This is a genomic window from Moheibacter lacus, from assembly GCF_014042165.1.
In the GTDB taxonomy this organism is placed as follows: Bacteria; Bacteroidota; Bacteroidia; order Flavobacteriales; family Weeksellaceae; genus Moheibacter; species Moheibacter lacus.
On sequence record NZ_JACDZE010000001.1, the window covers coordinates 753,483 to 779,158 of the forward strand.

General features: G+C 37.2%; 24 protein-coding genes. 9 read left to right on the plus strand and 15 right to left on the minus strand.

The features are described 5' to 3' along the window. Positions 1 to 318 precede the first annotated feature (318 nt). Genes HU137_RS03585 through HU137_RS03600 form a run of 4 tightly spaced genes read left to right on the plus strand, consistent with a single transcriptional unit; the run spans position 319 to position 2,912 of the window. Positions 319 to 1,311, plus strand: a complete 993-nt coding sequence (locus HU137_RS03585) for an NAD(P)H-dependent glycerol-3-phosphate dehydrogenase (RefSeq protein WP_182042431.1) — start codon at positions 319 to 321, stop codon at positions 1,309 to 1,311. 1 nt (position 1,312) lies between these two features. Beyond that, on the plus strand, positions 1,313 to 1,516 hold the full coding sequence (locus tag HU137_RS03590) for a hypothetical protein (protein ID WP_182042432.1): 204 nt from the start codon (positions 1,313 to 1,315) through the stop codon (positions 1,514 to 1,516). Further along, entirely contained in the window at positions 1,517 to 1,924 is a 408-nt protein-coding gene (locus HU137_RS03595) for a hypothetical protein (RefSeq protein WP_182042433.1), read from the plus strand. 4 nt (positions 1,925 to 1,928) lie between these two features. Further along, a complete protein-coding gene (locus HU137_RS03600) occupies positions 1,929 to 2,912 on the plus strand; it encodes a hypothetical protein (protein ID WP_182042434.1) in 984 nt (327 codons plus the stop codon). Here HU137_RS03600 and HU137_RS03605 read toward each other — a convergent pair. Genes HU137_RS03605 through HU137_RS03620 form a run of 4 tightly spaced genes read right to left on the minus strand, consistent with a single transcriptional unit; the run spans position 2,909 to position 5,749 of the window. After that, positions 2,909 to 3,445 (minus strand): acyl-CoA thioesterase, encoded by a 537-nt coding sequence (locus tag HU137_RS03605; RefSeq protein ID WP_246361473.1) that lies wholly within the window; start codon positions 3,443 to 3,445, stop codon positions 2,909 to 2,911. The two genes, HU137_RS03600 and HU137_RS03605, sit on opposite strands and share 4 nt — an antisense overlap. A gap of 10 nt (positions 3,446 to 3,455) precedes the next feature. Then, the gene (locus HU137_RS03610) at positions 3,456 to 4,049 is read right to left on the minus strand and encodes an aminotransferase class IV (RefSeq protein WP_182042436.1); all 594 of its coding nucleotides are present in this window, start codon (positions 4,047 to 4,049) and stop codon (positions 3,456 to 3,458) included. Next, the gene (locus HU137_RS03615) at positions 4,033 to 4,989 is read right to left on the minus strand and encodes an aminodeoxychorismate synthase component I (RefSeq protein ID WP_182042437.1); all 957 of its coding nucleotides are present in this window, start codon (positions 4,987 to 4,989) and stop codon (positions 4,033 to 4,035) included. The genes HU137_RS03610 and HU137_RS03615 overlap by 17 nt, the downstream gene beginning before the upstream one ends. Before the next feature lie 4 nt (positions 4,990 to 4,993). Then, positions 4,994 to 5,749 carry a hypothetical protein gene (locus tag HU137_RS03620; protein ID WP_182042438.1) on the minus strand — a complete coding sequence of 252 codons (756 nt, stop codon included), beginning with the start codon at positions 5,747 to 5,749 and terminating at the stop codon, positions 4,994 to 4,996. A gap of 50 nt (positions 5,750 to 5,799) precedes the next feature. Here HU137_RS03620 and HU137_RS03625 point away from each other — a divergent pair, with 50 nt between their 5' ends. Then, entirely contained in the window at positions 5,800 to 6,369 is a 570-nt protein-coding gene (locus HU137_RS03625) for a nitroreductase family protein (protein ID WP_182042439.1), read from the plus strand. 68 nt (positions 6,370 to 6,437) lie between these two features. Then, positions 6,438 to 7,616, plus strand: coding sequence for a DUF3078 domain-containing protein (locus HU137_RS03630; RefSeq protein WP_182042440.1), 1,179 nt, complete (start codon positions 6,438 to 6,440; stop codon positions 7,614 to 7,616). A 321-nt stretch (positions 7,617 to 7,937) separates the two neighbouring features. Here the strand turns inward: HU137_RS03630 and atpG are convergent, their stop codons facing one another. The 7 genes from atpG to HU137_RS03665 all read right to left on the minus strand — a co-directional run bounded on the left by atpG (position 7,938) and on the right by HU137_RS03665 (position 13,795). Continuing rightward, positions 7,938 to 8,810, minus strand: coding sequence for an ATP synthase F1 subunit gamma (gene atpG / locus HU137_RS03635; protein WP_182042441.1), 873 nt, complete (start codon positions 8,808 to 8,810; stop codon positions 7,938 to 7,940). A gap of 72 nt (positions 8,811 to 8,882) precedes the next feature. Next, positions 8,883 to 10,460 (minus strand): F0F1 ATP synthase subunit alpha, encoded by a 1,578-nt coding sequence (gene atpA / locus HU137_RS03640; RefSeq protein WP_182042442.1) that lies wholly within the window; start codon positions 10,458 to 10,460, stop codon positions 8,883 to 8,885. Positions 10,461 to 10,530: 70 nt separating this feature from the next. Then, entirely contained in the window at positions 10,531 to 11,091 is a 561-nt protein-coding gene (gene atpH, locus HU137_RS03645; RefSeq protein WP_182042443.1) for an ATP synthase F1 subunit delta, read from the minus strand. Between the two features lies 1 nt (position 11,092). Beyond that, complete coding sequence (locus HU137_RS03650; protein ID WP_182042444.1) at positions 11,093 to 11,593, minus strand: F0F1 ATP synthase subunit B; 501 nt, start codon at positions 11,591 to 11,593, stop codon at positions 11,093 to 11,095. A gap of 89 nt (positions 11,594 to 11,682) precedes the next feature. After that, complete coding sequence (gene atpE, locus HU137_RS03655; protein ID WP_182042445.1) at positions 11,683 to 11,874, minus strand: ATP synthase F0 subunit C; 192 nt, start codon at positions 11,872 to 11,874, stop codon at positions 11,683 to 11,685. A 47-nt stretch (positions 11,875 to 11,921) separates the two neighbouring features. Further along, entirely contained in the window at positions 11,922 to 13,127 is a 1,206-nt protein-coding gene (atpB, locus tag HU137_RS03660; protein ID WP_182042446.1) for a F0F1 ATP synthase subunit A, read from the minus strand. 449 nt (positions 13,128 to 13,576) lie between these two features. Continuing rightward, positions 13,577 to 13,795, minus strand: coding sequence for an AtpZ/AtpI family protein (locus HU137_RS03665; protein WP_182042447.1), 219 nt, complete (start codon positions 13,793 to 13,795; stop codon positions 13,577 to 13,579). 29 nt (positions 13,796 to 13,824) lie between these two features. Between HU137_RS03665 and dusB the strand changes: the two genes are divergently transcribed. Genes dusB through HU137_RS03680 form a run of 3 tightly spaced genes read left to right on the plus strand, consistent with a single transcriptional unit; the run spans position 13,825 to position 15,909 of the window. Further along, a complete protein-coding gene (gene dusB / locus HU137_RS03670) occupies positions 13,825 to 14,814 on the plus strand; it encodes a tRNA dihydrouridine synthase DusB (RefSeq protein ID WP_182042448.1) in 990 nt (329 codons plus the stop codon). A 21-nt stretch (positions 14,815 to 14,835) separates the two neighbouring features. Continuing rightward, positions 14,836 to 15,219, plus strand: coding sequence for an acyl-CoA thioesterase (locus HU137_RS03675; RefSeq protein ID WP_182042449.1), 384 nt, complete (start codon positions 14,836 to 14,838; stop codon positions 15,217 to 15,219). 48 nt (positions 15,220 to 15,267) lie between these two features. After that, positions 15,268 to 15,909 (plus strand): DUF1287 domain-containing protein, encoded by a 642-nt coding sequence (locus HU137_RS03680; protein ID WP_182042450.1) that lies wholly within the window; start codon positions 15,268 to 15,270, stop codon positions 15,907 to 15,909. Here HU137_RS03680 and HU137_RS03685 read toward each other — a convergent pair. From HU137_RS03685 to infB, 4 genes are all read right to left on the minus strand, one after another. Next, a complete protein-coding gene (locus HU137_RS03685) occupies positions 15,902 to 17,875 on the minus strand; it encodes a putative porin (protein ID WP_182042451.1) in 1,974 nt (657 codons plus the stop codon). The two genes, HU137_RS03680 and HU137_RS03685, sit on opposite strands and share 8 nt — an antisense overlap. Before the next feature lie 234 nt (positions 17,876 to 18,109). Continuing rightward, positions 18,110 to 19,594 (minus strand): RagB/SusD family nutrient uptake outer membrane protein, encoded by a 1,485-nt coding sequence (locus tag HU137_RS03690; protein ID WP_182042452.1) that lies wholly within the window; start codon positions 19,592 to 19,594, stop codon positions 18,110 to 18,112. 10 nt (positions 19,595 to 19,604) lie between these two features. Continuing rightward, the gene (locus HU137_RS03695; RefSeq protein WP_182042453.1) at positions 19,605 to 22,658 is read right to left on the minus strand and encodes a SusC/RagA family TonB-linked outer membrane protein; all 3,054 of its coding nucleotides are present in this window, start codon (positions 22,656 to 22,658) and stop codon (positions 19,605 to 19,607) included. Between the two features lie 176 nt (positions 22,659 to 22,834). Further along, positions 22,835 to 25,630, minus strand: a complete 2,796-nt coding sequence (gene infB / locus HU137_RS03700) for a translation initiation factor IF-2 (RefSeq protein WP_182042454.1) — start codon at positions 25,628 to 25,630, stop codon at positions 22,835 to 22,837. Positions 25,631 to 25,676: the final 46 nt, after the last annotated feature.

Below are 25,676 nucleotides of genomic sequence, written 5' to 3' on the forward strand. Positions count from 1 at the left end.
GATTTAGTTCTGACAAAATTCCGTTTTCTTTTTCAATTGAAAAAATGTTTTGGAATTCAGAGCCTGACTAAAATTAATATTTTAGAATTATTATAGCGTATTTTTAGCCGAAATGAGGCAATTTTTGTAGTCGAAATTGGGAATATTCGGCGAAAAAATTAACGATATTGCAGGTAAAAAAGACGCATAATAAAATAAATAGGTGAAATTTAATCAGGCTCTCAACTTAAAACGATAAAAAGCAAAGAATATTGAAATTTAAATCGCTTCCATCGTATTTTTATTAATTTTGAGCCGTTAAGCAAAACAAATCAAATCATGTCAAAGCCAAAAGTAGGATTGGTAGGTGGCGGAAGCTGGGCGACGGCCATCGCTAAAATGCTTTGTAAAAACCATGAAACCATCCATTGGTGGGTTCGAAATGAATACACCAAAGAATACATTTTAAAACACAAACACAATCCCAATTATCTGACAGCTGTAGCGTTTAGTCCTACTCAACTCCTTTTGACCACAGACATCAACGAGTTGGTTGAAAATTCAGATTGGATCATCATGGCGACTCCATCTATACATTTGGAGGCTTGTTTGGAAAATCTAACGACTTCGATTGAAAATAAATTGATCGTCTCTGCCATCAAAGGAATTGTTCCGGGTCATTTGAAAATTGTGGGCGAATATTTACATGATGAATTCCAAATGAATTATGAAAATTTCGGTGTCATCAGCGGACCTTGTCATGCAGAGGAAGTTGCCTTGGAAAGACTTTCTTATCTGACCATCGCTGCGCAGGATAAGAAAAAAGCCAAATTGGTTGCTGATGGACTCGCTTGTAGTTTTATCAAAACCACGGTTTCTGAAGATATTTTTGGGACGGAATACGCGGCGGTTTTGAAAAATATTTATGCAATCGCAGCCGGAATTGCGCATGGACTGGGCTATGGTGATAATTTCCAAGCGGTTTTGATGAGCAATGCGACGCGTGAAATGAACCGCATCACACAGCATATTTCTCCGATCAAACGAGATGTGAAAGAGTCTGCCTATTTGGGCGATTTACTGGTTACGGGATATTCTAATTTCTCCCGAAACCGTATGTTTGGAAACATGATTGGGAAAGGTTATACCGTGAAATCGGCTATTTTAGAGATGAATATGGTCGCTGAAGGATATTATGCAACCCAAAGTGTTTACCAATTGAAAAAAATACTCGAAGTAAAAGCACCGATTTTGGCGGCGGTTTATAAAACTTTGTATGCCGGAAAAGAGCCCAAAAAGGTATTTGCGCGTTTGGCCAATAAATTAAATTAAAATGAAAATTTCTCCTTCTATATTGGTAGGGCTTATCATCATCATCCTAGGTTTGGTGTTGGTGATTGCAGGGGCTGTATTGAAAATCAATCAATATTCTGATGGTTGGATTACCGGAAATAATTTGATCATCATAGGAATGGCAGTGGAACTCATCGGTATTTTCATTGCGGTTTCACTTTTCACAAAAAGTTTAAAGAAATAAATGCTTCGCCGGGATTTCATCTCCAAAATCATCGAACAAATGGTCAATGCCGTAGCGAGATTGATCAAAATCGACATCGAAAACGACCAAGAGAAATTTTTGGAAAATTTTGAAGAATTTCTTTCTACTTATTTTCAAATTTCTGATAAGAATTTAACCAAATTATTGGAAGAAAATGAAGAACGCGATGCATTTTTACTCGATGAAAAACTGAAAAACCAATTGATGCTTTTGTTTGTCCAAGCCGGTATAGTTTTTCAAAAATCCAATCAAACAGAAAAGGCAAAATCTTGTGTAAAAATCATCGAACGCATTCAAAATCAACATTCCGATATTTATGAATTTCCGAGCGAGGAAAGTGAAAAGTTGGGAGAGAAAATGGAGAAATTGAAATCTTTATTATCTTAATCCTATGAAATTCCAATTCCGAACCCTAAAAGAAGATTATACAAAATCCTTAAATGGAATTTTTATTTATTATCTATATCCTTCTTTGTTTTTTTCCGTTCTTTTTGGATTAATTTTAAGTTTAAGTATTGCAAATCCCAACCATGAAAATTCCAATTTCAATTGGGTACGATTCTTAGTATCCTTTCCTATCATCACTGCATTATTTCTTTTTTTATCATGGGGAAGAAAGTACCTGAAATCAATAAAAGATTTTAAAAAGAAAAAAGAGAAAATTTCAGATTCCGTTCTATCCATTGAAGTAGTTGAAAATGGAATTCAATATAAAACATTAATTTCCGATAAAGACGTTTTCAAACCTTGGAGTGGGTTTAAACAAGTTTATGAATCAAAAAATTTCAATTATTTCATTTTTAATGACGGCCAATATCTTTTCCTAAACAATTTTAACAACTCAAAAGAGAGTATCCATGAGTTTACAACACTAGTCAAAGAAAAAATTAAACCTTTTCAACATAAAATTTCCAAAGGAATAATTTGGTCGAGTTTTATACCCGTATTAGGATTGATTTTTGGCTTTGTCATTTTTATAAGAGGAATTTCTGAGAGAAATTTAAACTACTTTTCAATCGGAATCCTAAGCTTTGTAGCTACAGTTGTTGGTTGGATCGTATTTGGAATTTTTATGGATGCTACTGAAAAAAATTCAGGTTCCAATAAATTTAGCACCAAAAATAATTTGAATCAAATCGTAAAAGAATTGGCTTATTACAAACTTAAAAACGGTGAATTCCCGGAGAATTTAGATTCTTTGCGTTTGCAAAATCAGTTTCTGAGTATTTACGAAACTGATTTTAAGATGAGTCCATTTTCTGAAAGTAAGTTTCGGGAATTTTACTATGAAAATCAGGACACTACTTATATTTTAAGAGCAATTGGTCCGGATGAAAAACCTTTTACGGAAGATGATATTTTGCCGGATTATTAGATTTCCACCTTCAAATCATAATTTTCCACCAAAAACTGAATGGATTTTTCAGACGTAAAATCCGTTTTTACTTCGATGTTTTCACGGGTTTTGCGGAATTGGATACGGTTGATACTGTTGTAAAAACGTCTTATTTCTTCTTCGTTTTTTAAAATCAATCGCGGCACTTTTACCGGAAAGCCTTCCTTTTTTGCGACCATCGTGAAATAAGAAGAATTGCAATGTTTGACCACATCAGTTTGGATGTTTTGCGCTTCCACGCGGATGCCGATGACCATCGACGAATTTCCTACATAATTGATGGAGGATTTTAAAGTCACCAATTCTCCGACTTCGATCGGATTTAAAAAATCAACTCGATCCACAGATGCAGTCACACAATAGGATCCACTGAATTTTGAAGCGCTCGCAAAAGCGATTTGATCCATGAGGTTTAATAGGAATCCACCGTGAATTTTTCCATCAAAATTGGAATGAGAGGGCAACATCAATTGCGATAAAACGACTTCTGAATCTTTAACAGTTTTGTACATCATTTCAAATTTAAGAAATTATCGAAATAGGCAACTCCGGACTTTCTTCCAAATCCATCATCGCATTGATCAATTTAAACGAAAAAAAACGGTTGAAATCTTTTGGATTCACTTCTTCTTCCACTATTTTACCTAATTCTAAAAGCGATTGCCGCATGGTTCCATTTAGTAAATAAGAAGTCGGTGTAATCCAATTCTCGCCATCAAAAAACACCAAATTCGAATAGGAAGTATCGGTAATCTGGCCATTTTTCAGGATGATGATTTCGTCCTCGGTAATGGAATCTTTCATCAATTCAAATGCTGTTCTGTCTTCTGATTTGAAGCGATATTCGATGGTGTTGTTTTCCACCAATTTGATCGAATTGATTTTTCTAATTTCGTAAGGAAGCATTTCAATTTGCTCAATCTTTTCGGTGTATAAAATTCTGCATTTGAATTTACCCGTCAATTGATTTTCTGAAATAATAATATGATTGCTTAAATCCAATTCATCGGTCAAACCGAAATTTTTATATCGGGTTTTAGTAAATCTTTCTTGATGAAATTCCAAATTGCGGATTTCGCCGTTTTGGATACAGATGGTTTCAATGAATCGGGACATAGACTTTTTGAATCATTTCGTTGAATTCGTTTTCAGCATTACTTTGATGCGTGATTCCGCCACCGCTTTTAAAAACTTTTCCTTTTGGAGTTTGTTCGATAAATCGGATCATCACAGCCGAATCTACATCATTTCCATCAAAAACCCCAAAAACACCCGTATAAAATCCTCTTTTATAAGATTCTGCCTTGCAAATGATCTCAATGGTTTTTTCTTTGGGCGCACCACAAATCGAGCCTGCCGGTAGCAATTTTTCAAAAATCGACCCGAGATTTTCAGCATAATTTTCAGGCAATTCACCTGAAATTTCTGAGCTGACTTGAAGCAGATTCTTATCGTTGGTTTGGATTTCATCGATAAATCGGAATCTGGGAACGGAGACTTTTTTTGCCACACGACTCAAATCATTTCGGATCAAATCCACAATGGTATAATGTTCAGCCATTTCCTTTTGATCTGAAAGGATTTTCTCCTTGGCATTTTCAATGGAAGCGTCGATGGTTCCTTTCATCGGATAGGAAAAAATTTTTCCATCCTTAATTTTCACAAAAGTTTCAGGTGAAAAACAAACGAATTGATCTTTCCAGTAGAATTTGTATTTGGCTTCTGAGAATTGATAAATTTCTTCCAGACTCAAATTGATTTCGATGGGCGTTTCACAGGTTAAATTGGTCAAAAAAGAATTGCCATAATGTAGATTTTGATGCACAATTTCAAATTCTTTTTGATATGTTTCAAATGAAATCGGGTATTTTTTTAGTTCAACTTTATCTTTGAATTCTTCCGAAATCGAGTCAATTTGAAATTGAATTTCATCGGTCAATTCTTCTAAAGGAATAACTTTTCCCTTTTCTTTTAAAAAGTCGATGACAAATAGAAAAGGAACTTGACGAGTGCCAAGTTCGTTCATCCTTTCAAAAATTTGATCCTGAAACAACATGAAATTAAATCCCTGGATTTCCGATTTGGTCGATTTCCGAATAGGTAGATTGCATCAAAACATCTTTTACCATGGCATATTGCATCAAATAACCGGCAGCCATCGAAGCAAAAACACCGATGAAACAAGCGATGTATCCTACACTTGATAACAGTCCTATGACCAAGACAAATAACAAAATCATGATCCATTGCTTCTTAAAAACTTTATAGGAAGTCTTTATCGCATCCATCCCCGAATAACCACCATAATGAATCAAATAAGGTGCGAATATCATGGAGCCCTGAATAAAAAAAATTGCGACATAGAAAATTAAATAATAGAAAACCATGAAAATTCCCATGACCGCTCCCACAGCATTGGCATCACCATAACCGGAACTTAAATCCATCAAAACAATGAATAGAATCATAGGAATATACAAAATGATAAAAAAGGCCATCAAACACAATGTGAGAATCGCATGCTTATCATAGTTTTTAAAAGCACCAAAAAAGTCCTTAAATTCGAGCGGCTCTCCTCTTTCTACTTTTTCAGCTGCAACCGAATAGCCCAACATCAGCGGAAATAAAAAAAAGAAAGCACCTATGATAGTCATTAATGATAAGGTAATCAAAAAAAGAGAAACCAATCCATAAAGGCTAAACATCAGCCATTCTTTTTTAAATATTTCAAATCCATCGGTGATGTATTTCCCGAAATCAAATTGATATCCGGATGTTATTTTTTGGTTCACGGTTGCTACTTCTATTCGGCTCATTTCGCTAATCGGTTTTTGTGGGTTACATTTGTCAAAAATAAACTTTTAAGATGAATCCAGAAGAATTATTCAACATAATCAAAACACGCCGTTCAGTGATGCCAACGGTTTATAGTGAAGTAGAAATTGGTCAAGAAGAATTGGAAAAGATATTGGAATCTGCCAATTGGGCACCCAATCATAAACGAACAGAGCCATGGCGATTTAAAATCATCGAAGGAAAAGGGAAACAAAGATTTGCAGATTTCATGCTGGAAAAGCATTTGGAGATCACACCACCTGAGGCTCAAAGTGAGAGAAAGAAAGCCGCAATTGTCGATAAATGTTTACTATCAGATAAAATCATATTGATTTGTATGAAAACTTCGCATCAATTACCGGAATGGGAAGAATTGGCGGCAACAGCAATGGCGGTCCAAAACATGTGGTTGATGTGTACGGCGATGGAGATTGGTGCTTATTGGTCTTCTCCTAGTGCGATTACCAAAATGGGTGAATTTGTGGAATTAGAAGAGGATGAAAATTGTTTTGGTATTTTTTATATGGGAAAAAGAAAAGAACCTTTGCATGAAAGTACGAGGAAACCAATTGTAGAAAAAATTGAATTTATCCGCTCATAATTTAGCCCGAAAATATTATAATATTTAATTTTACGCGGAATTTAACTTTAAGTAAAATTGAAATCGAAATGAAAAAACTTATCTGTTTCATCTTCCTTTCGGGATTTTTTATCTCAAATGCACAAACCGTCGACAGCAATGGTAATCTTCAATACAATAGTCATCGGTATTTAAAAGCCAGACCCAATGCGGACCGACTTCAAGGTTGGTACATTTCCGGCACCAATAGTTTGCAATTTAACCAAGCCGCATTTTCAAATTGGATAGCTGGTGGTGTGAATTCTTATGCTTTGACTGCCAATGTAGATTATGAATTTAATTTGACAAGAGGTCGTCATATTTGGGACAACCGTATTTTATTGAATTATGGCGTTTTAAGGAATGAAGGAGAAGATTATAGAAAGTCCAATGATGTGATAGACCTGAGTTCTTCTTATGGTTATGAATTTATCCGTCATTTTTATTTGAAGGCTGCTACCAATTTCAAAACTCAATTTTCTGAAGGTTTGGATTATGCAATTCAAGACAGCATCACGGGTGATTACAAAAAGATTTCCAACTTTATGGCACCGGCCTATTGGTCCATGGGTCTTGGTATTGACTATAAACCCAATGAAAATTTTCAGGTGAACTTTCATCCTTTAACTTCCCGATTTACTTTTGTAATGGATGAGGATTTACAAACGAAAGGTAATTTCGGATTAAAAGCAGATGGAGACAAATATTTTCATGAATTTGGTGCTTATTTGGGCGCTCGATATAAAATTAATTTCCTGAAAACGATGTCTTATGACAGTAGATTGGGCATCTACTCTAATTATAAGGATGAACCATTTAATATGGACATTGCTTACCAAGGCGTTCTGGACATGAAAATCAACAGTTTTTTAGGTGCACAGGCTACCATTAATTTATATTATGATGAGGATCAAATTAAGAAAACACAGTTGAAACAAACACTGGGAGTAGGATTGGCTTATAAATTCAATAATTCTGAAAAATTGAAATTAAGAGTGGAAAATTTACCACCTCCTCCGACTTTGGAAGAACTAAACAAAGCAGTGATCGATGCGCAAAACGATGTGATCAAAGCCAATGAAAAATTAAAAGATGCCCAACAAAAAGTGGATGAGGCTACTCAAGAAGTGAAAGAAGCAACAGAAAATCTGGAAGTAATCACGGAAGAAATTGAAGGCACGCTTCCTCCTCCTCCTCCTGCACCACCGGTGCCTTCAGAAAACGATTGATCAATTCATGATAAATGATTTAAGGACAGCTTTCAGGCTGTCCTTTTTTATTGTTCGTTAACCTCTAAGATTGATTCATTTTAGTTTGATTTAAGTCTTCTATTCCTAAATCAAATTCTTGATTTTTTAAAAAAAACTTATCAAATTGAATGAATTCAGATCGATCTTAAATCTTAATGTTTTTATATCGAACGTTAAAGTGGAATCTGACTTGGAACGCTAAAAGATAATTTTTCATTCAGATTAGACTTGGATGTCAAAAAATAGATAGCAAAAAGCCACCTCGATTGAGATGGCTTTCCCTTCATTTTAAATTTTATTTTAAGCATCCAAAGCTTCTGCTCCACCCACGATTTCGAGGATCTCGTTAGTGATGGCTGCTTGACGCTCTTTGTTGTATTGTAATACCAGTTCTTTACGAAGTGCATCTGCGTTGTCCGTTGCTTTGTGCATTGCCGTCATACGCGCTCCATGTTCAGCTGCATTGGAATCCAAAAGCGCTTTGTACAATTGGGTTTTCAATGTTTGAGGAATCAAATCGGTTACGATTTTTTCTTTCGATGGTTCGAAGATGTAATCGACTGATGAACTTGTAGATTCGACATTTTCCGTTTGGATTTGAACCGGAAGATACTGCTCGTCCATCACGATTTGAGTCGCCGCATTTTTGAATTGGTTGTAGACAATTCGTACTTGGTCAAATTCGCCCGAAGCAAATTTCTCCGTGATTTCTTCCGAAATCAAAGCGATTTCATCAAAACTCAAATTGTCCCAAATCGATGAACTGTTTTTGTAAACCGTAGCTTGTTTGCGCAACAAATCATGTCCTTTTTTTCCGATGCTCAACACCGAAATATCAATTCCTCTATCTTTAGATTCGGAAATAATGGCATTGGCTTTTTTGATGATATTTGAATTAAAAGCACCCGCCAAACCACGGTTGGAAGTAACTACGACCAACAATAGTTTTTTCACCTCGCGCTGAACCGTCAATTCTCCTCCGGCACTTGCGTCCAAAGTGGAACTGATGTTAGAAAGGATATCGCGTAATTTGTTTGCATACGGACGAAGCTGTGTTACCGCATCTTGAGCACGTTTCAATTTAGCAGCCGAAACCATTTTCATGGCACTCGTAATCTGCATCGTTGATCCGACCGAGGTAATCCTGCTTCGTATTTCTTTTAAGTTTGCCATTCTTTAATGTATAATGTACAATGACTTATAGTTTATGAACCCTCTCAAGGAAAGGGTTCATATTTATTCTGATTAATTATAAGGTGCAGTCGTATCGTTGATAATTGTTTTCAATTTATCTACGATTTCGTCTGAATATTTTCCTTGTCTCAATTCGGCCAACAAATCACCGTATTGACTTCTCAATAACGATAAGAAGTTATCCTGCCATTCTTTTACTTTCCCAACCGGAACGTTTTTCAACATACCGTTTGTTCCTGCCATAATGATGGCTACTTGTTCTTCTACCGGAATTGGTGAATTTACGTTTTGCTTCAAAATCTCCACGTTGCGCTCTCCTTTCCCGATTACCGACATCGTAGCCGCATCCAAATCAGAACCGAATTTTGCAAAGGCTTCCAGTTCACGGTATTGCGCTTGGTCTAATTTCAAGGTTCCCGAAACTTTTTTCATCGGTTTGGTTTGTGCATTACCACCCACACGCGATACGGAAATACCTACGTTAATCGCCGGACGGATACCCGAGTTAAACAAATCGGACTCCAAGAAAATCTGACCGTCTGTAATCGAAATCACGTTGGTTGGGATATAAGCCGATACGTCACCTGCTTGGGTTTCGATGATTGGAAGGGCAGTTAAAGAACCTCCCCCTTTTACGATTCCTTTCAAAGACTCCGGTAAGTCGTTCATTTCAGCAGCTACTTTATCGTCACCGATTACTTTTGCCGCACGCTCCAACAAACGAGAGTGCAAGTAGAAAACGTCACCCGGATATGCCTCACGTCCCGGTGGACGACGTAACAACAAGGAAACCTCACGGTAAGCTACCGCTTGTTTGGATAAATCATCGTATACTACCAAAGCCGGACGACCTGTATCACGGAAGAATTCTCCGATCGCAGCACCTGCCATTGGCGCATAAACCTGCATAGGAGCCGGGTCAGAAGCGTTAGCCGCTACAACAACTGTATATTTATCGGCTCCGTGTGCTTGTAATGTATTTAAAATTTGTGCAACGGTAGAGCCTTTTTGTCCAACTGCAACATAGATACAGTAAACAGGCTCCCCTCTGTCGTAAAATTCTTTTTGATTCAAAATGGCATCCAATGCAACCGAAGTCTTACCTGTTTGACGGTCACCGATGATCAACTCACGCTGTCCACGTCCGATCGGAATCATCGAGTCAATCGCCACGATACCTGTTTGCAAAGGTTCGTTTACCGGTTGACGATAGATAACTCCCGGTGCTTTACGCTCGATTGGCATTTCATAAAGTTGTCCTTCGATCGGTCCTTTTCCATCGATTGGGTTACCCAACATATCGACCACACGACCTAGCATTCCTTCTCCTACGCGGATGGATGTAATTCGGTTGGTGCGTTTTACGGTATCACCTTCTTTGATTTCTTTGGATTGACCTAGCAAAACGACCCCAACGTTGTCCTCTTCCAAGTTCAAAACCATTCCTTCTAGACCATTGGAAAATTCGACTAACTCACCCATTTGAGCATTGTCAAGTCCGTAAACACGGGCAATACCGTCTCCAACACTAAGTACAGTTCCTACTTCAGACATTTCTACATTTACGTCAAAGTTGGAAAGTTGTTGCTTTAAGATCGCTGAAACTTCAGCCGGTTTTATTTCTGCCATTTTAATTTGTTTAAAAATTAATTTTCAAGTTTATAAAGTACTTGCAACTTATTATTTGATTGCTAAATCTTTAGATTTTAGCAACGTAATCGTTTATTTCAAATTCTTTTTTCAGTTTGTTCAATCTCGATCTTACGCTGGTGTCGATTTGTTTGTCTCCCACACGTAAAATGAAACCGCCTATCAAATCCGGATTGATTTTGTTTTCAATTTTATAGGTGAAATTTTCACCCATCGTGGATTTGGCTTTGCTCAAAATATCCTGAACCAATCCATCATTTAATTCAGTTGCCGTAATCACTTCAGCAGTACGAACATTATTGGATTTGTCATAGATTTCGTTGAATTGTGTAGCGATTTGTTTTAACATTCCTTCTCTTCTTTGGTCGATGACCAATTTGATGAAGTTTTGGGAAGCAGGCGAAAAGTCTTTGAACAATTCTTTTGCAATCGCATTTTTCTTTCTCGAATCCAAAACGGGAGAACTTAAAAACTGCGCCAATTCACGACTGGATTGAATCGAATTTTTCAAATCTTCCATTTCCTGGTTGATTTCAGCCCCTTTTCCGGTTTCGGTTGCGAACTGCATCAAACCTTTTGCGTATCGTTTAGCTGCGCGAAATCCTGCCATTTTAGTTCAATTTTGCGTCGTTAATGATTTCTTTCGCCAAAGCTTCTTGAGCTGATTTGTCGCTCAATTCTTTTCTCAATACTTTTTCCGCTACATCGATTGACAATTGCGCCACTTGATTTTTCAAATCGGTCATTGCAGCTGCTTTTTCGTTATTGATTGCAATTTTTGCGTTTTCCACCAATCGGTCAGCAGAAGCTTGGGCCGTTTCTTTAGCTTGAGCGATGATGCTGTCTTTTGCTTCTCTCGCTTCTTTTAAAATAGAATCACGTTCGATTTTGGCTTCTTTTAAAATTTTATCGTTTTCCGCTTTTAAAAGTGCCATTTCTTCGCGTGCTTTTTTTGCTTCATTTAAAGCATCCTCGATGGATTTCTCTCTTTCATTAACTGCATTTAAAATCGGCTTCCAAGCAAATTTCTTCATGAGAATGATCAATGCCAAGAATAGCAAAGTCTGCCAGAAGAATAGTCCGAACGAAAAATCATTGATTAATTTTTCCATTTTATAATATCTTAATTTATTTTACAAATAGTTTAATTTGAAAAACCTGCTGTAACCAACCGTTACAGCAGAATTTCATTTTTGTCTGATTAAACCGCAAATAATGCAGCGAAACCAATACCTTCAATCAACGCTGCTGCAATCAACATCGCTGTTTGAATTTTACCTGCAGCTTCAGGTTGTCTTGCGATACCTTCCATCGCTCCTTTACCGATCATTCCGATACCTAAACCGACACCGATAACTACTAAACCTGCTCCTACCATTACTGGAATTTCCATACTGATAAATTTATATAATTAAACTAAAAATTAATTTCTCTTTTTAATTAATGCGCCTCTTCGTGCTCGTGTGCATGCTCTGCAGATGCAAATCCGAAATATAACGCAGACAACATCGTAAAGATATAAGCCTGCAATAAGGCTACTAATACTTTAATCAACACGATCACAAATGTCAATGCAAATGAAAGTGTTCCTCCTATCCAACTTTGGAATATAAAAATCAATCCAATCAAACTCATCAAAACGATGTGTCCCGCAGCCATATTGGCATAAAGACGAATCAATAATGAAAATGGCTTGATGAAAATCCCTAAAATTTCAATCGGAATCAAAATGATATACAAAGGCACTTTTGCGTACCAAGGCATCGAATCTCCTAGTGGATCAAAAATATGCAACCAATAGTCTTTCTTTCCTGTGAAATTGGTGATCAAAAATGTCATGATCGCCAAAGCAAATGTAAAAGCGATGTTTCCCGTCACGTTTACTCCTAGCGGCGTCAATCCAAACATGTTCAAAATCCAAATGAAGAAAAACACGGTCAATAAAAATGGCATGTATTTTTTATAATGCTTCTCACCGATGTTTGGAACGGCGATTTCATCTTTAATGTACATGACAATTGGCTCGAAAAATCTTCCAACTCCTTTCGGAACTCCGCCTGTTTTAGCATAAGATTTCGCTAAGCTCCCAAATAACCAAAGCATTAAAAGTCCAGTTAGGATAATCATTACAACGTTTTTAGTAATTGACATATCCAATGGTTTTTCATTGGTAATTACTTTTTCAGGATTTCCTTTTGCATCTTTTTTGATTACAACTTCACCAGTAGTTTTATCTTTCAAAGGCTCTCCAAACATCCCGAACATTCCTTCTTTTACAACTTTATCTACCTTATCAATCGTTCCGGCAGCATCAGTTTTATAAATTTTCCCATGATACAATTTGTAGTAAGAACCATCTTTTTCAACTACATTTTTACCATGGTCAAATTCTGAAGAGCTAAAAATCTTCAATCCATTGTCGAACAAAATCACAGGTAAAGGAAATCCATAGTAATGACCTTCCTTATCTCCTAAAAATGTAAAATCGTGAGAATCCATCAAGTGATGCCCTATCACTTCTTTGACTTCCTTCCTCATCGACTCTTTCTCACTCAACTGCCCGTCAGCAACTTCATGTCCATTTGGCGAAGCAAATGCAAACATTTGAAAAACCAAAACAAAGCAAAGCGTAAATAATTGGCGCATAGGATTTATCATTAACCTCTTTTTTGTGGCGCAAACTTAAGATAAGTTTCCCAATTAACGAAACCTATTTTTCTGCTTTTCGTCATCTTTTTCTTTTAATAATTTTTTTGCGACAAACCACGTAATTAAAATTAAACTAATAAGATACAAAACTAAGAAAGAAAATTTAAACTCGTTTTCCCTCCAATTCACAAAGCTATTCATGAATAATTTAGCCGAAAACAACTTTAAAACCACAATTATCAAAAATATATATCCTAAAAATTCTCTGTATTTTTTTTCCAATAACTCAATGACCGTCATGGTAATCATCAATACCAGAAAGGTGAATACATAAATAGAAATGAAATAGGGCTTATGAATTTTAAATACCCATTCCATCAATAGGTAATGGGACAAAATACAAACCAGTAAAATGATCATGGCAGTAAAAGCATTCTTTGTCAACCTCATTTTACTTGCTTTAATTGTTTTAACACCAAATAAAGAGAAGCGCCCAATCCAATTAAGCTTCCGAGTGCAGTGAAATAGCTTTTCTCGGTTTCGAAATGCCCATCTGCCCATTTACCGATCCAGACAAACACAAAAATCACTGCCATCATCTGAAAACCTAAACTCGTCAGGTGCACGTATTTATTAACAGATTTGTTTTTAGGTTCTTCTGCCATAGGATTTGTAACTTTGCAAAAAATTAGATTTGGTAAAGATAGGAAACATAAGCTTACCGGAATTCCCTTTGTTGCTTGCGCCGATGGAAGATGTGAGCGATCCGCCGTTTCGCCGATTGTGCAAAATGCATGGTGCAGATTTGATGTATTCGGAATTCATTTCGTCCGAAGGACTGATCAGAGATGCAATCAAAAGCCGGATGAAATTGGATATTTTTGATTATGAACGTCCTGTTGGGATTCAAATTTTCGGTGGCGATGAGGAAGCTATGGCGATGTCTGCCAAAATCGTGGAAACCGTTCAACCTGATTTGGTAGATATTAATTTTGGATGTCCTGTAAAAAAAGTCGTTTGTAAAGGTGCGGGAGCTGGCGTTTTAAAAGACATCGATTTGATGGTCAGATTGACCAAAGCCGTTATCGAAAGCACACATCTCCCGGTTACCGTAAAAACCCGATTGGGCTGGGATACAGATTCCATCAATATCCAAGAAGTGGCGGAAAGACTGCAAGAAGTCGGGATCAAAGCTTTATCGATTCATGGTCGCACGCGTTCTCAAATGTACAAAGGCGAAGCCGACTGGACAGAAATCGCCAAAGTAAAAGCCAATCCGAACATCGAAATTCCGATTTTCGGGAATGGCGACATCGATTCTCCTGAAAAAGCAGTTGCTTACAAAGCTGAATATGGCGTGGATGGCGTGATGATCGGTCGTGCTGCAATCGGGAATCCATGGATCTTTAACCAAATCAAACATTATGTAAAAACTGGAGAGCATCTACCAGAACCGACTTTGGCCGAACGTGCTGAAGCCGCAAAAAGTCATTTGACTTGGGCTTGCGAATGGAAAGGTGAGCGCACCGGAATCCTGGAGACGCGCATGCATTATTCCAATTATTTTAGAGGAATTCCGCATTTTAAACCGTATCGTCAACGATTGGTGACTTCAGATGATTTACAGGAGTTGTTTGGAATTTTGGAGGAAGTTTCTTCACAAGTTTTGAGTTTAGAGTCTTAAGTTTTGCGTTAAATTAATCAAATGCTTATCCACGAAAAAGAAATCCTCATCACAGAAGAATTCATCGATCAAAATAACCATGTGAACAATGTTCAATTTGTCCATTGGGTAGAAATGATGGCGGCTGAGCATTGGGATTTATGGAAACACAAAAGCCAATATGCCGAAAATGTTTGGTTTCTGGTCGATCATCATATCCAATACAAACAACAGGTTTATTTGGGTGAAAACCTTTTAGTCAGAACTTATCCTGAGAATCCGGAAGGAATTCGTCAACCACGGAAAGTTGAATTTTACAAAGACGGAAAATTGGTGGTCGATTCCAGAACGCAATGGATCATGATCCATCCTGAAAATGAAAAAATTGTGCGGATTGAGTCTGATTGGTTGGAAAGTTTGAAATAATGAATGCCTTGGAGAAAAATTCTTATTTTTAGATAAATATCTCTACTTATGAAAATCCAATTATTGGTTGTCTTCGTTTCATTTCTCCTATTTCAGGCTTGTAAAAGTAAAAACTCACAAAGTCAAAATATAGAAACAGAGCGAAATGAAAATTTGTCTGAAGAACAGCAAAAAATATCTGATGCGGCAATTTCAATCGTTGACCCTACCATTGTATATGATCCTTCTTATTTTGTGATTCCTTATCCAAACGGTGAAATCCCTGAAGGAAAGGGCGTTTGTACGGATGTTGTCGTTAGAACTTATCGCGCACTAGGAATAGATTTGCAAAAAGAAGTGCATGAAGATATGGCGGCAAATTTTTCAACTTATCCGAAAATTTGGGGACTCACAAAACCCGATACAAATATTGACCATCGTCGGGTTCCGAATCTAATGGTATTTTTCTCCAGGTTTGGGACGGAAAAACCGATGACCAAAGATGCTGAGGATTACCTTCCGGGTGATATAGTCTGTTGGCGACTCCAAAATGGAATGACACACATAGGTGTGGTCGTGGATAAATTGTCAAAAGACAAAAATCATTATCAGATTGTTCACAATATTGGTTCGGGACAAGTATTGGAAGATGTTTTATTTGATTATGAAATCATCGGCCATTATTTTTATGCGCCCAATTCTCTTAAGTAAACAAATACCATTTCACCCCAAACTGGATTTTAAAATCGCGAAACGGTGTATAAGGCGCACTGTAATATTTGTTTTCGCCCCAAAATGTATTGAAATGGTCGGCTCTGAGATAGATCCGCATCCGGTCTACTTTGATGTTTAGAAAGAAATCTAGCATGGGAAATCCACCAATTTTCTGGATTCCGAAGGTGTCATTTGTACGTTGGAGCATGAATTCGTTGATGACTGGAAAGAATTCTCTAGACTCAAATTCCGTAAAATAATTTCCATTGAATCCGATTTGAACTTCTGCCCTGTCGTTGAACATCATGCCTTGCCAATAAATCGAGGCGCGTGCAATCAAGTCCGGTAATGGGAGGAAATCGGCATTTTGGGTTACTTTTTGGTATTGAAACGTTGTTCTCAAGTTGAATTTCCGCCAAGTCAAAAGGTTGTTGGCTTTGATTTGAAAGAGTGAAATGCTTCCATTCAATTGTCGTGGACGAAAATCAGTACCGACGTAAACATAGTTCTCTATGTTGTAAACCGTTCCTTCTACATCGGTTTTGAGTTTTTCTAAGTTCAATTTCCCAAATAATTTCTGCGTATTGACATTATCAAAACTATAATTGAAATAATTGAAATCTTTGTAGAAACTTTGGTTGTAAAATAAATTCAAGGAAGGGAAAGCTGACTCAGCTAGAACTCCTCCGACGATATGGTATCCGTCGATAGGTTGAATGTCCAATTCTGCATTGATATGGTATTGACTTTTGAAGATTTCGCCCGATTTGAATTCGGCATCCGAAGTCAATTTGATTTTTTCATTCCAATCGAAATACAATTTGGCGATACCACCAATTAATTGGTCATCAACAACCTCAGGAATAAGGATCAAACCTTCTGATAATGGGTCAGACGAATAAAATTTCAGGTTTTCATAGCGAACTCCGGCTTCGAGTAAAAGTCGGTCTCCCCATTTGAATTCGACGGATGAAGTATTTTGAAGGGTTTCGAAATTTTTTCTATTTCTACGTTCAAATCCTGAAAGCACAGGGCTTTCATAATAGTCTTCTACAGCAGTTTCTTCGTAAAAGTATTTTTGTTTTTCGTAGGTAAAAACATTTTTCAAAAGAATAGGCGCTCGAAGTTCAGTAGAATCTGACTTTGCTTTTCCAAATAGTCCATAGCTCGCACCGAGATGAAATCTTCTGGAATCAAATTGGGTATTGGCTGACTCAAGATTTACCGCAATATTTTGACGGTTGGTTGTTCTTAAACTATCGTCATAAACGAATTGATTCAAATCTTCAATCCCGGCATTTTCTTCATTGTCCAAATTTTGCGAAGCAAAATGCGTCCAAAGTTTAAATCTTTCATTTTTTGATTTATAACTGATCGTGGTTATGAATGCATTATTGGCCGCCAAATTATTGTCATAACGTCCTACTGAGCGAAGTCCGCGGTAACGAACCGAATAATTCAGTTGTGGAGTCAAATTATGGGTAAAAGTAGTGGAAAGGTATTGGCCTTCTTTTACTCCATTTTCGAAGACGAATTCGGTCATCGGTGTTTTTACATCATAATAGCGAATGTCTTCCGGAAACAAATAATTATAGGATTTTCCGGTAGGAAGGAGATGAATTCGGTTTCGGTTTTCTTCGTATTCGAGTGAATTAAAGGTTTGACCGAAGTTCGGAAAGTACATTTTCCCGAAATTATCTTTTTGTCTAAAGTTTTGGTTATAAAAACTTTCAATCGTTAAAACAGTATCTAAAATTGTAGGTTTCAGATCACCTTGTCTCCAATAGGTATAATCCGAAATAGTGGGAGTATGAACTTTCAAACTATCATTTGCCACTTCTCGTTTCCCAAAATCCTGCAAGGAATCTCGGATGGCGTTTGGATCGTCATAATTTTGATTGATTTGGGCTTTTGTATTCTGAAAAAAGAACGCAATTAGCAAAACGCAAAACAAGTACTTCACACGTTAAAATTTTAAGCAATTAATAGTACAAAATTTATTTATAATAAATTAGAACGTCTGTAACTACTGCGTTCTCGTCTATAAAATTTTAATAAATTCAAATTAAAAAGAATTTTCAAAATTTATAAACACTAGTTTCATACCAATCAATTGAACCGGACAAAGGTAAATGAATTTTTGAAGAATTAAAAAACCCACTCGATGAGTGGGTTTTAAATATATTACAACTATTAGTTATTGCTCATAACCAGGAGTTTGCGTCATATTTGGATTGTAAATCAAAATACTTTGCGTCAAAGGCCATTGCCATTCTCTAGCATCTGAAGTCAAAACTTGAGAAGGAGAAGGGTTTCCTGTTCCATCTGCAAAATGTCCATTTCCTGAACGCACGATACCTTGAGCATATTGAGAAGGAATACCAGGTACACCCATCAATCTTTTCAATGTAAAGAAACGATCACCTTCAAAAGCCAATTCTTTTCTTCTTTCATTGATGATAGCATTGAACAAAGCATCTCCAGATTCTCCACCCGCATAAGATGTATAACGCTCATCTCTTAAAATATTCAAAGTAGTAAGTGCTCCACCTTGGTTACCAGACAAATACTGAGCTTCAGCAAGGTTTAAGATTACCTCTTCTACTCTCAAATATCTACCATAGTGCAAGTTAACTGTACCTAAATTACTTTGCATGTACTTTCTAACCGCATAAATATTTTTAGAAGCTATGAATTGAATAGAGGCATTTAAACGATCACCTTCTGTTGGTAAGAAAGTATCATAAAAAGCTTTATCAGCATTGTATTCTGAAAGAGTATTTGGTCCAGTACCTTGACTATAATTGATACCGATTGCTGGATCAGAAGCATCTACAAGGGTTTGAAACAATACCCCATCGCTATGCACACTTCTCCAAAAGCTTAAAAGGTCATCACCAGCACATGGATCATTAACAGCTACAACTGGAGTAGCATACTCAATTACTTTGTCATATCTACCCATGTACAAATAGAATCTAGACATGATACCAGCCAAAGATGTTTTATTCAGTCTGAACAAGTTTGCTGAAGTAGCAGGAATATCTACATAAGCAGCTTCAAAATCCTCAGCGATTCTGTTGTAAACATCAGCAACTGTGGCCAAACGACCTGGAGTTGCATAAGGATCAAATGTATCTACATAAGCGATACCGGCAAAAGAGTTGGCATCTGCAGATTGGGTAGGAATTTTTGTATAGACTTTTGCTATTTCAAAATGCCCAATAGCTCGTAAAGCTCTTGCTTCTGCCATTAATTGTTGCTTTTTAAGAAGGTCTGCAGGAGTCAATAAAGAGTCGATTAAATTCGCTTCATTATCTAAAATAGCATTCGCTCTGGAAGCCATTTGGTAACCAGTTCCATAAATTCCAGAAGCACCTCCTGTACCTGAATTATACGTCCAGTTATGGCCAATGGTCATCGTTCCTCTTCCTAGTGGATCTTGGATGACATTGTCAGAAAGTACGTCTCCAACTTTGATGATCCCATTTTCGTCCGAATATAAACCACTACCAAAAAAACTATTGTAAGCACCATTTACGGCAGCTTCAAATTCTGGTAATGAAGTATAATAACCTTCATAAACAGCAGATCCCGGAGATTGATTTTGAATATCTTCATCTTCACAGCTTAAAAAGAAAGCCATTGAGGATAAAAATGCATATTTAATATATTTTTTCATCTTCGTTTAATTAAAATGTTAAGTTAATACCCAATGAATAGGCTCTAGTCAAAGGATAAGAATACAAACTGAATGCACCAGATACGTAGCCTTCATTTTGTACGTTACTTGATTCACTTGCACCTGTACCTTGAATAGGGTTTCCATGGTAATCCGTCCACAATGCTAAGTTTTGGATTTGTCCATAAACTCTCATACCTCTAACTGGTAAGTTTTTAAATAAATCTTCTTTAAAAGTATACCCCAATTCCAAAGTTCTGAATAAGATGTAATCACCTTTTTCTAAGAATTGATCAGAATATTCAAATCCATTTACACTTGGTTTTTGGAAAACACCTGTATCACCCGGATTTTGCCAGTAGTTTGCAGCATCCACAAAATAGTTGTATCCATCATTGTCCGGATTCAATTCAGTTCCTAATTCATAGGTGTTGTTGTACAAATAGTTTCCTCCTTGGTAGTTAAAGTCTGCTCTTAAGTTAAATCCTTTGTATTCAGCAGTTAAACCAAATCCACCATAATATTTAGGGAATGGAGATTTACCATCTAAAGTAACGGCATCTGTTGCATCATACTTTTCCGTAATGTTTCCATCGATATCGTAGTACTGCGCATTACCGTTGTCAGGATTTACACCTGCATAACGTACCATAAAGAACGTAAATGGCTCTTGTCCTACTTCATGGACCATAGATTCAAATGCTCCTGAAGGGAAAATTTGGTTCAAACCATCAGTCAATTCTTTTACTTCATATCCGATGTTGGTAAAGTTTCCATAAACGCTTAAGTTCAAACCATCTTTAATTCTTAAGATATCATAGTTCAATTCAATTTCAAAACCATTGGTTTGCAATTCACCAGCATTTACACTTACAGAATATCCTCCAGCTTCAGCAGCTAAAGCTTGATCAAATAAGAAATCTCTTCTGTTGTCTTGGAACCAAGCAAATGTACCAGTCAATCTTCTGTTGAACATACCGAAGTCAAAACCTAAGTTCAATTTAGCATTGGTTTCCCATGTTACGTCATCGTTTGCGATTCCGTCAGGATATGAAATTGGCGTTGCTGACCCAGTGTGAGTAGCTTGCGCAATTGCTGATAAATTAGAATAAACTTCTAATCCACTATCGTCACCAACTTCACCATAAGATGCTCTTAAGATCAAGTTGTTCAACCATCTTTGAGAATCAAAGAAAGACTCTTTTGCTACGTCCCATCCTAAGGAAGCTCCCCAGAAAGTACCGTATTGGTTATCAAATCCTGCCAATGAAGTTCCGTCTCTACGTACATATCCATTCACAAAATATTTTCCACCGAAATCATAAGCTACTGACCCTAAATAACCAAATCTAGTAATCAACCATCTGTTTGTATATGTATCTCCAGGAACAACTGTAGCCAAAACTTGTACGTTTTGGAAGTTATTTGGGAATCCTCTTGAGTTGATCAAAGAGTAATAATTGTTCTCGTTGATGTACTCAGTTGCAGCCGTAACACTCAAGTTATGTCTTCCCCAGCTATTTCCATAAGTTACCTCATTTCTCCAGTTGTAATCCAAACGGTCACTACTGCTGTCAGACTTGTAACCATTGTATCCTAACAAATTTGATAAGTGAGATCTTGGTTGACCGAAACTTTCAACTTGTGTTCTATCATAAGTAGCACCAAAAGTTGTTCTAGCTGTAACATTTTTAAATACTTCCAAAGCCAAATATCCAGATCCAAATAATCTGAAGTTTCTTTGACTTCTATACGTATATTTCATTTCATCCAAAGCATTGTAAGAGTTTGCACTAACTGCTTGATTGAAAACAGGGTCTCCATATTGATCCAATACTGGATTCCCATCTTCATCCATTTGGTAAACAGTTGAATAAGGTGTGTTTCTCAAGATGTTAAAGAATGGATTTTGACCATTGTAACGGTCTCTTGGATTGTCTCTTTCAGTGTAACTTCCTGAAACATTAACACCATAGCTGAAACGATCATTTACTTGTACAACATTATTAAAGGAAGAAGTAATTCTTTCAAATCCTTTATAATAAATGATGTTACCTGTGTTTTGGTCATAACCGACTGAGAAGTTTGAGCTAGAACGATCACCAGCATTAGCAATGGACAAATAATGAGAAGTCAAGAAACCTCCTTTCGTATATTCATCATTCCAATCTGTATTAATTTGGCTCAAAGCTTCAATTTCCTCTGGTGTACGAGCAATACCAACACCTGTCGGCATACCTTCGTCATCCACACTTGAACTCAATTGATTTTGGAATTCAAGCAATTGTCTTGATCCCATTACTTCTACATTATTCAAATCCATCAATTCAGAATAACCGAAGCTAGTTCTATAGTTAATGATAGATTGACCTTTTTTAGCGGATTTTGTTTTGATGATCACCACACCATTTGCACCACGTGAACCATAAACGGCCAATTGAGACGCTTCTTTCAATACGTCAATTGACTCGATGTCATTTGGGTTAATAGAGTTCACATCATCTTCGTTCAAATATGCACCATTCACGATGTACAATGGACTTTTCACCCCACCGTTCAATCCTACAGCACCACGAATCACAACGTTACCCACACTACCTGGTGAACCACCTTGTTGTCCAACTGAGTTCAAACCAGAAATTTTACCTGCCAACATTTGGTCAACTGACAATGAAGGCGTTTGAGTTTCAATTACTTGCGCATCAACCCTGGTAACCCCGGCATTTGATACCGCTCCCGGGTCAAAAATTGATTTCGTAATGGTCACTACATCTAGCTCTACATCAGCTCCAAACGTCAAAGTTCCCATGTTTAATTTGTTAACAGTGAAATCCTTTGACGTACCCATAGCATCTGTAACTACCAATACATTTCCTACTTGTGCATCAATCGAAAACGAACCATTTTCATCCGTAATCGCTGAAGCATCTCCTCCTCTCACAGTCACTTCTGCGTCTACCACAGGACCATAATCATCCTGTACAGTACCAGTAACCTGAGCAAAAACTACCTGCCCTATAAAAAGCAGGAAAAGTGCACTAATAAATGCAAATTTTGTCCTCATACTTATTTTTTTATAACATTATCGTCGCAAAATTGTAACATTTTATTAAGAAATCCAAATTTATTTGAACTTTAACAATGGGCTTTTTCCGCTGAAAACACTTATGGCAAAGATTTTTAACAAAAAAACCGCTTGAATATCTCAAGCGGTCTTATCTTATAAAATTGTTAATAAATTTATTTCAATTTCTTTTTTACTTCTACGGTTTCATAAGCTTCGATGATGTCGCCCACTTGAATATCGTTGTAGTTTTTAACATTTAGACCACATTCATAACCTTTGGTTACTTCTTTTACGTCGTCTTTGAATCGTTTCAAACTCGCCAATTCTCCATCGTGGATGACCACACCATCTCGAATCAATCGGATTTTCGAATTTCTGGTTACTTTTCCGTCCAAAACCATACATCCTGCAATCGTTCCGACTTTAGAAACTTTAAAGGTTTCACGGATTTCGATGTTACCCATCACCTGCTCTTTCAATTCCGGTGACAACATTCCTTCCATCGCTTCTTTCACATCATTGATGGCGTCATATATAATGGAATAATTTCGGATTTCAATTTCTTCACGCTCCGCAATTTCTTTTGCTGAAGCTCCTGGACGCACGTTAAATCCAATTACAATTGCATCTGACGCACTGGCCAACAACACATCAGATTCTGTGATCTGTCCTACGCCTTTGTGAAGGATGTTGATGTGGATTTCGTCTGTGGATAATTTTTGCAAGGAATCTGTCAATGCTTCTACTGAACCATCTACGTCTCCTTTTAAGATGATGTTCAATTCCTTGAAATCTCCTAAAGCAATTCGACGACCGATTTCGTCTAAGGTAATGTGTTTCTGCGTACGGATGGTTTGTTCTCTTTGAAGCTGTTCACGTTTGGTGGCAACTTGTTTCGCATCGCGTTCATCTTCAAACACTCGGAATTTATCACCAGCTGTCGGCGCTCCGTCTAGTCCAAGGATTGTAACCGGAGTTGACGGCCCGGCTTCTTTTACCGGTTTTCCGCGTTCATCTAGCATCGCTCGTACTTTACCATGGTTGCTACCCGCTACCAAATAATCTCCTACTCTTAAAGTTCCGGTTTGAACCAAAATTGTAGAAACATAACCTCTTCCTTTATCTAATGAAGCTTCAACCACTGTTCCTGTTGCCAAACGATTTGGATTGGCTTTCAATTCCAGTATCTCCGCTTCTAATAATACCTTTTCAAGCAACTCTTCTACATTCAAACCCTGTTTGGCTGAAATATCTTGAGACTGGATAGAACCACCCCACTCTTCTACCAATAAATTCATATTGGCCAATTGCTCTTTTACCTTTTCAGGGTTGGCAGTTGGTTTGTCAATTTTATTGATGGCAAATATAATTGGTACTTCAGCAGCTTGTGCGTGGCTAATTGCTTCGCGGGTTTGTGGCATGATTTGATCATCAGCCGCAATTACAATAATGGCAATATCCGTCACTTGAGCTCCCCTTGCACGCATCGCGGTAAAAGCTTCGTGACCCGGAGTATCTAAGAATGTAATTTGCTGACCACTCTCCAATTTTACGTTATATGCACCAATATGCTGGGTAATCCCTCCCGATTCTCCTGCAATTACATTGGCTTTCCTGATGTAGTCCAACAATGAGGTTTTACCATGGTCTACGTGACCCATCACGGTAACGATAGGCGCACGCCCAACTAAATCTTCAGGTGAATCTACTGTTTCATCTTCAATTTCCAGATCTTCCTCTACATTACTAAACTGAACATCATATCCAAAATCATCAGCTACCAACTGAATCGTATCTGCTTCAAGTCTTTGGTTCATGGTCACCATGATACCTAGTGACATACATGCTGAAATAACTTCTGTAACTGCAACATCCATCAAACTCGCCAATTCATTTACGGTTACAAACTCGGTAACATGAAGTGTTTTGTCTTTTTCCATGGCTTCCATTTCCATGGCTTCCATTTCACGGCGTTCCTTTCGTTTGTCTCTTCTGTGTTTGGACGCTTTGGATTTCACACCTTTATTGGTCAATTTCTCTAGCGTTTCTTTGATTTGTTTTGAAACCTCCTCGTCAGTCAATTCAGCTTGAGGTCTTCTTGGTGGACGATTGTGATGATTTCCACCGCCGCCTTTATGAGGTCGGTTGTTATTTTGATTGTTATTCCCTCCGGAATTTCCAGATGGTTTTACATCATCTAATTTTACGTCTTTGCGAATTCTCTTTCTCTTCTTCTTGTTTTCTTTTTCCTGCTTCTGCTTTTCTTTTCGCTCTTCCGCTAATTTTTTGTCTTTGTCAAATTCAGAAAGATCCAGTTTTTTACCGGTAAAATTAGGTCCATCCAATTTTTGGTATTTGGTTTCGATTTTAACAGGTTCGTCTGAGTCTACCACCGGTTTTTCTTCCGGCTTGACTTCTTCTTTCTTTTCCGGTTTCACTTCAGCATTTCTCGGCTCTTCTTTGGCCTTTTCCTCTTCTTTTGGTTTTTCAGCCTCAACCGGTTTGGGTGCCTCGACGATTTCTTCTTTCACCTCTACCTTTTCCTCCACTTTCTCCTCAACCTTTTCTTCTATGATTTCAGGTTTTTCTTCTTCTTTTGATTTTTCAACCTCAGGAGATTTTGGTTTAGATGGATTGAGATTATCCAAATCAATTTTACCGATGGTTTTTGGCCCTTCCAACTCAACTTTGGTCGTTGTAATCACCTCAGGATCTTTAATAGGCTCAGGCTGTTTGACAGGCTCAGGCTTTCTTTCCGGTATTTTATTGATCACAACTTCTTCAGATGCTGCTTTTTGTTTGGCATCAGATTGAAATTCTTTTACCAAAACCGAATACGTATCTTGGTCGATTTTCGTATTGGGCGTACGCTCTACCTGAATTCCTTTCTCGCTCAAAAAGTCAACCGCTCGGTCGATTGAGATGTTCAATTCTTTTAATACTTTATTTAATCTTATCGTTTCCGACATATATTGATTTGGATTTTCAGTTTGCAAATGTACTAATTCTAAATTT

What these genes read in the sequence shown, in the direction of transcription:
- HU137_RS03620 (WP_182042438.1), bottom strand. Translation starts at nt 5,749, where the DNA reads ATGAGCCGAATAGAAGTAGCAACCGTGAACCAAAAAATAACATCCGGA.
- atpG (WP_182042441.1), bottom strand. Translation starts at nt 8,810, where the DNA reads ATGGCAAACTTAAAAGAAATACGAAGCAGGATTACCTCGGTCGGATCA.
- HU137_RS03585 (WP_182042431.1), top strand. Translation starts at nt 319, where the DNA reads ATGTCAAAGCCAAAAGTAGGATTGGTAGGTGGCGGAAGCTGGGCGACG.
- HU137_RS03650 (WP_182042444.1), bottom strand. Translation starts at nt 11,593, where the DNA reads ATGGAAAAATTAATCAATGATTTTTCGTTCGGACTATTCTTCTGGCAG.
- atpB (WP_182042446.1), bottom strand. Translation starts at nt 13,127, where the DNA reads ATGCGCCAATTATTTACGCTTTGCTTTGTTTTGGTTTTTCAAATGTTT.
- HU137_RS03615 (WP_182042437.1), bottom strand. Translation starts at nt 4,989, where the DNA reads ATGTTGTTTCAGGATCAAATTTTTGAAAGGATGAACGAACTTGGCACT.
- HU137_RS03690 (WP_182042452.1), bottom strand. Translation starts at nt 19,594, where the DNA reads ATGAAAAAATATATTAAATATGCATTTTTATCCTCAATGGCTTTCTTT.
- HU137_RS03625 (WP_182042439.1), top strand. Translation starts at nt 5,800, where the DNA reads ATGAATCCAGAAGAATTATTCAACATAATCAAAACACGCCGTTCAGTG.
- HU137_RS03680 (WP_182042450.1), top strand. Translation starts at nt 15,268, where the DNA reads ATGAAAATCCAATTATTGGTTGTCTTCGTTTCATTTCTCCTATTTCAG.
- HU137_RS03605 (WP_246361473.1), bottom strand. Translation starts at nt 3,445, where the DNA reads ATGTACAAAACTGTTAAAGATTCAGAAGTCGTTTTATCGCAATTGATG.
- HU137_RS03665 (WP_182042447.1), bottom strand. Translation starts at nt 13,795, where the DNA reads ATGGCAGAAGAACCTAAAAACAAATCTGTTAATAAATACGTGCACCTG.
- HU137_RS03595 (WP_182042433.1), top strand. Translation starts at nt 1,517, where the DNA reads ATGCTTCGCCGGGATTTCATCTCCAAAATCATCGAACAAATGGTCAAT.
- HU137_RS03590 (WP_182042432.1), top strand. Translation starts at nt 1,313, where the DNA reads ATGAAAATTTCTCCTTCTATATTGGTAGGGCTTATCATCATCATCCTA.
- HU137_RS03630 (WP_182042440.1), top strand. Translation starts at nt 6,438, where the DNA reads ATGAAAAAACTTATCTGTTTCATCTTCCTTTCGGGATTTTTTATCTCA.
- atpA (WP_182042442.1), bottom strand. Translation starts at nt 10,460, where the DNA reads ATGGCAGAAATAAAACCGGCTGAAGTTTCAGCGATCTTAAAGCAACAA.
- atpE (WP_182042445.1), bottom strand. Translation starts at nt 11,874, where the DNA reads ATGGAAATTCCAGTAATGGTAGGAGCAGGTTTAGTAGTTATCGGTGTC.
- atpH (WP_182042443.1), bottom strand. Translation starts at nt 11,091, where the DNA reads ATGGCAGGATTTCGCGCAGCTAAACGATACGCAAAAGGTTTGATGCAG.
- HU137_RS03695 (WP_182042453.1), bottom strand. Translation starts at nt 22,658, where the DNA reads ATGAGGACAAAATTTGCATTTATTAGTGCACTTTTCCTGCTTTTTATA.
- HU137_RS03600 (WP_182042434.1), top strand. Translation starts at nt 1,929, where the DNA reads ATGAAATTCCAATTCCGAACCCTAAAAGAAGATTATACAAAATCCTTA.
- HU137_RS03610 (WP_182042436.1), bottom strand. Translation starts at nt 4,049, where the DNA reads ATGTCCCGATTCATTGAAACCATCTGTATCCAAAACGGCGAAATCCGC.
- HU137_RS03675 (WP_182042449.1), top strand. Translation starts at nt 14,836, where the DNA reads ATGCTTATCCACGAAAAAGAAATCCTCATCACAGAAGAATTCATCGAT.
- infB (WP_182042454.1), bottom strand. Translation starts at nt 25,630, where the DNA reads ATGTCGGAAACGATAAGATTAAATAAAGTATTAAAAGAATTGAACATC.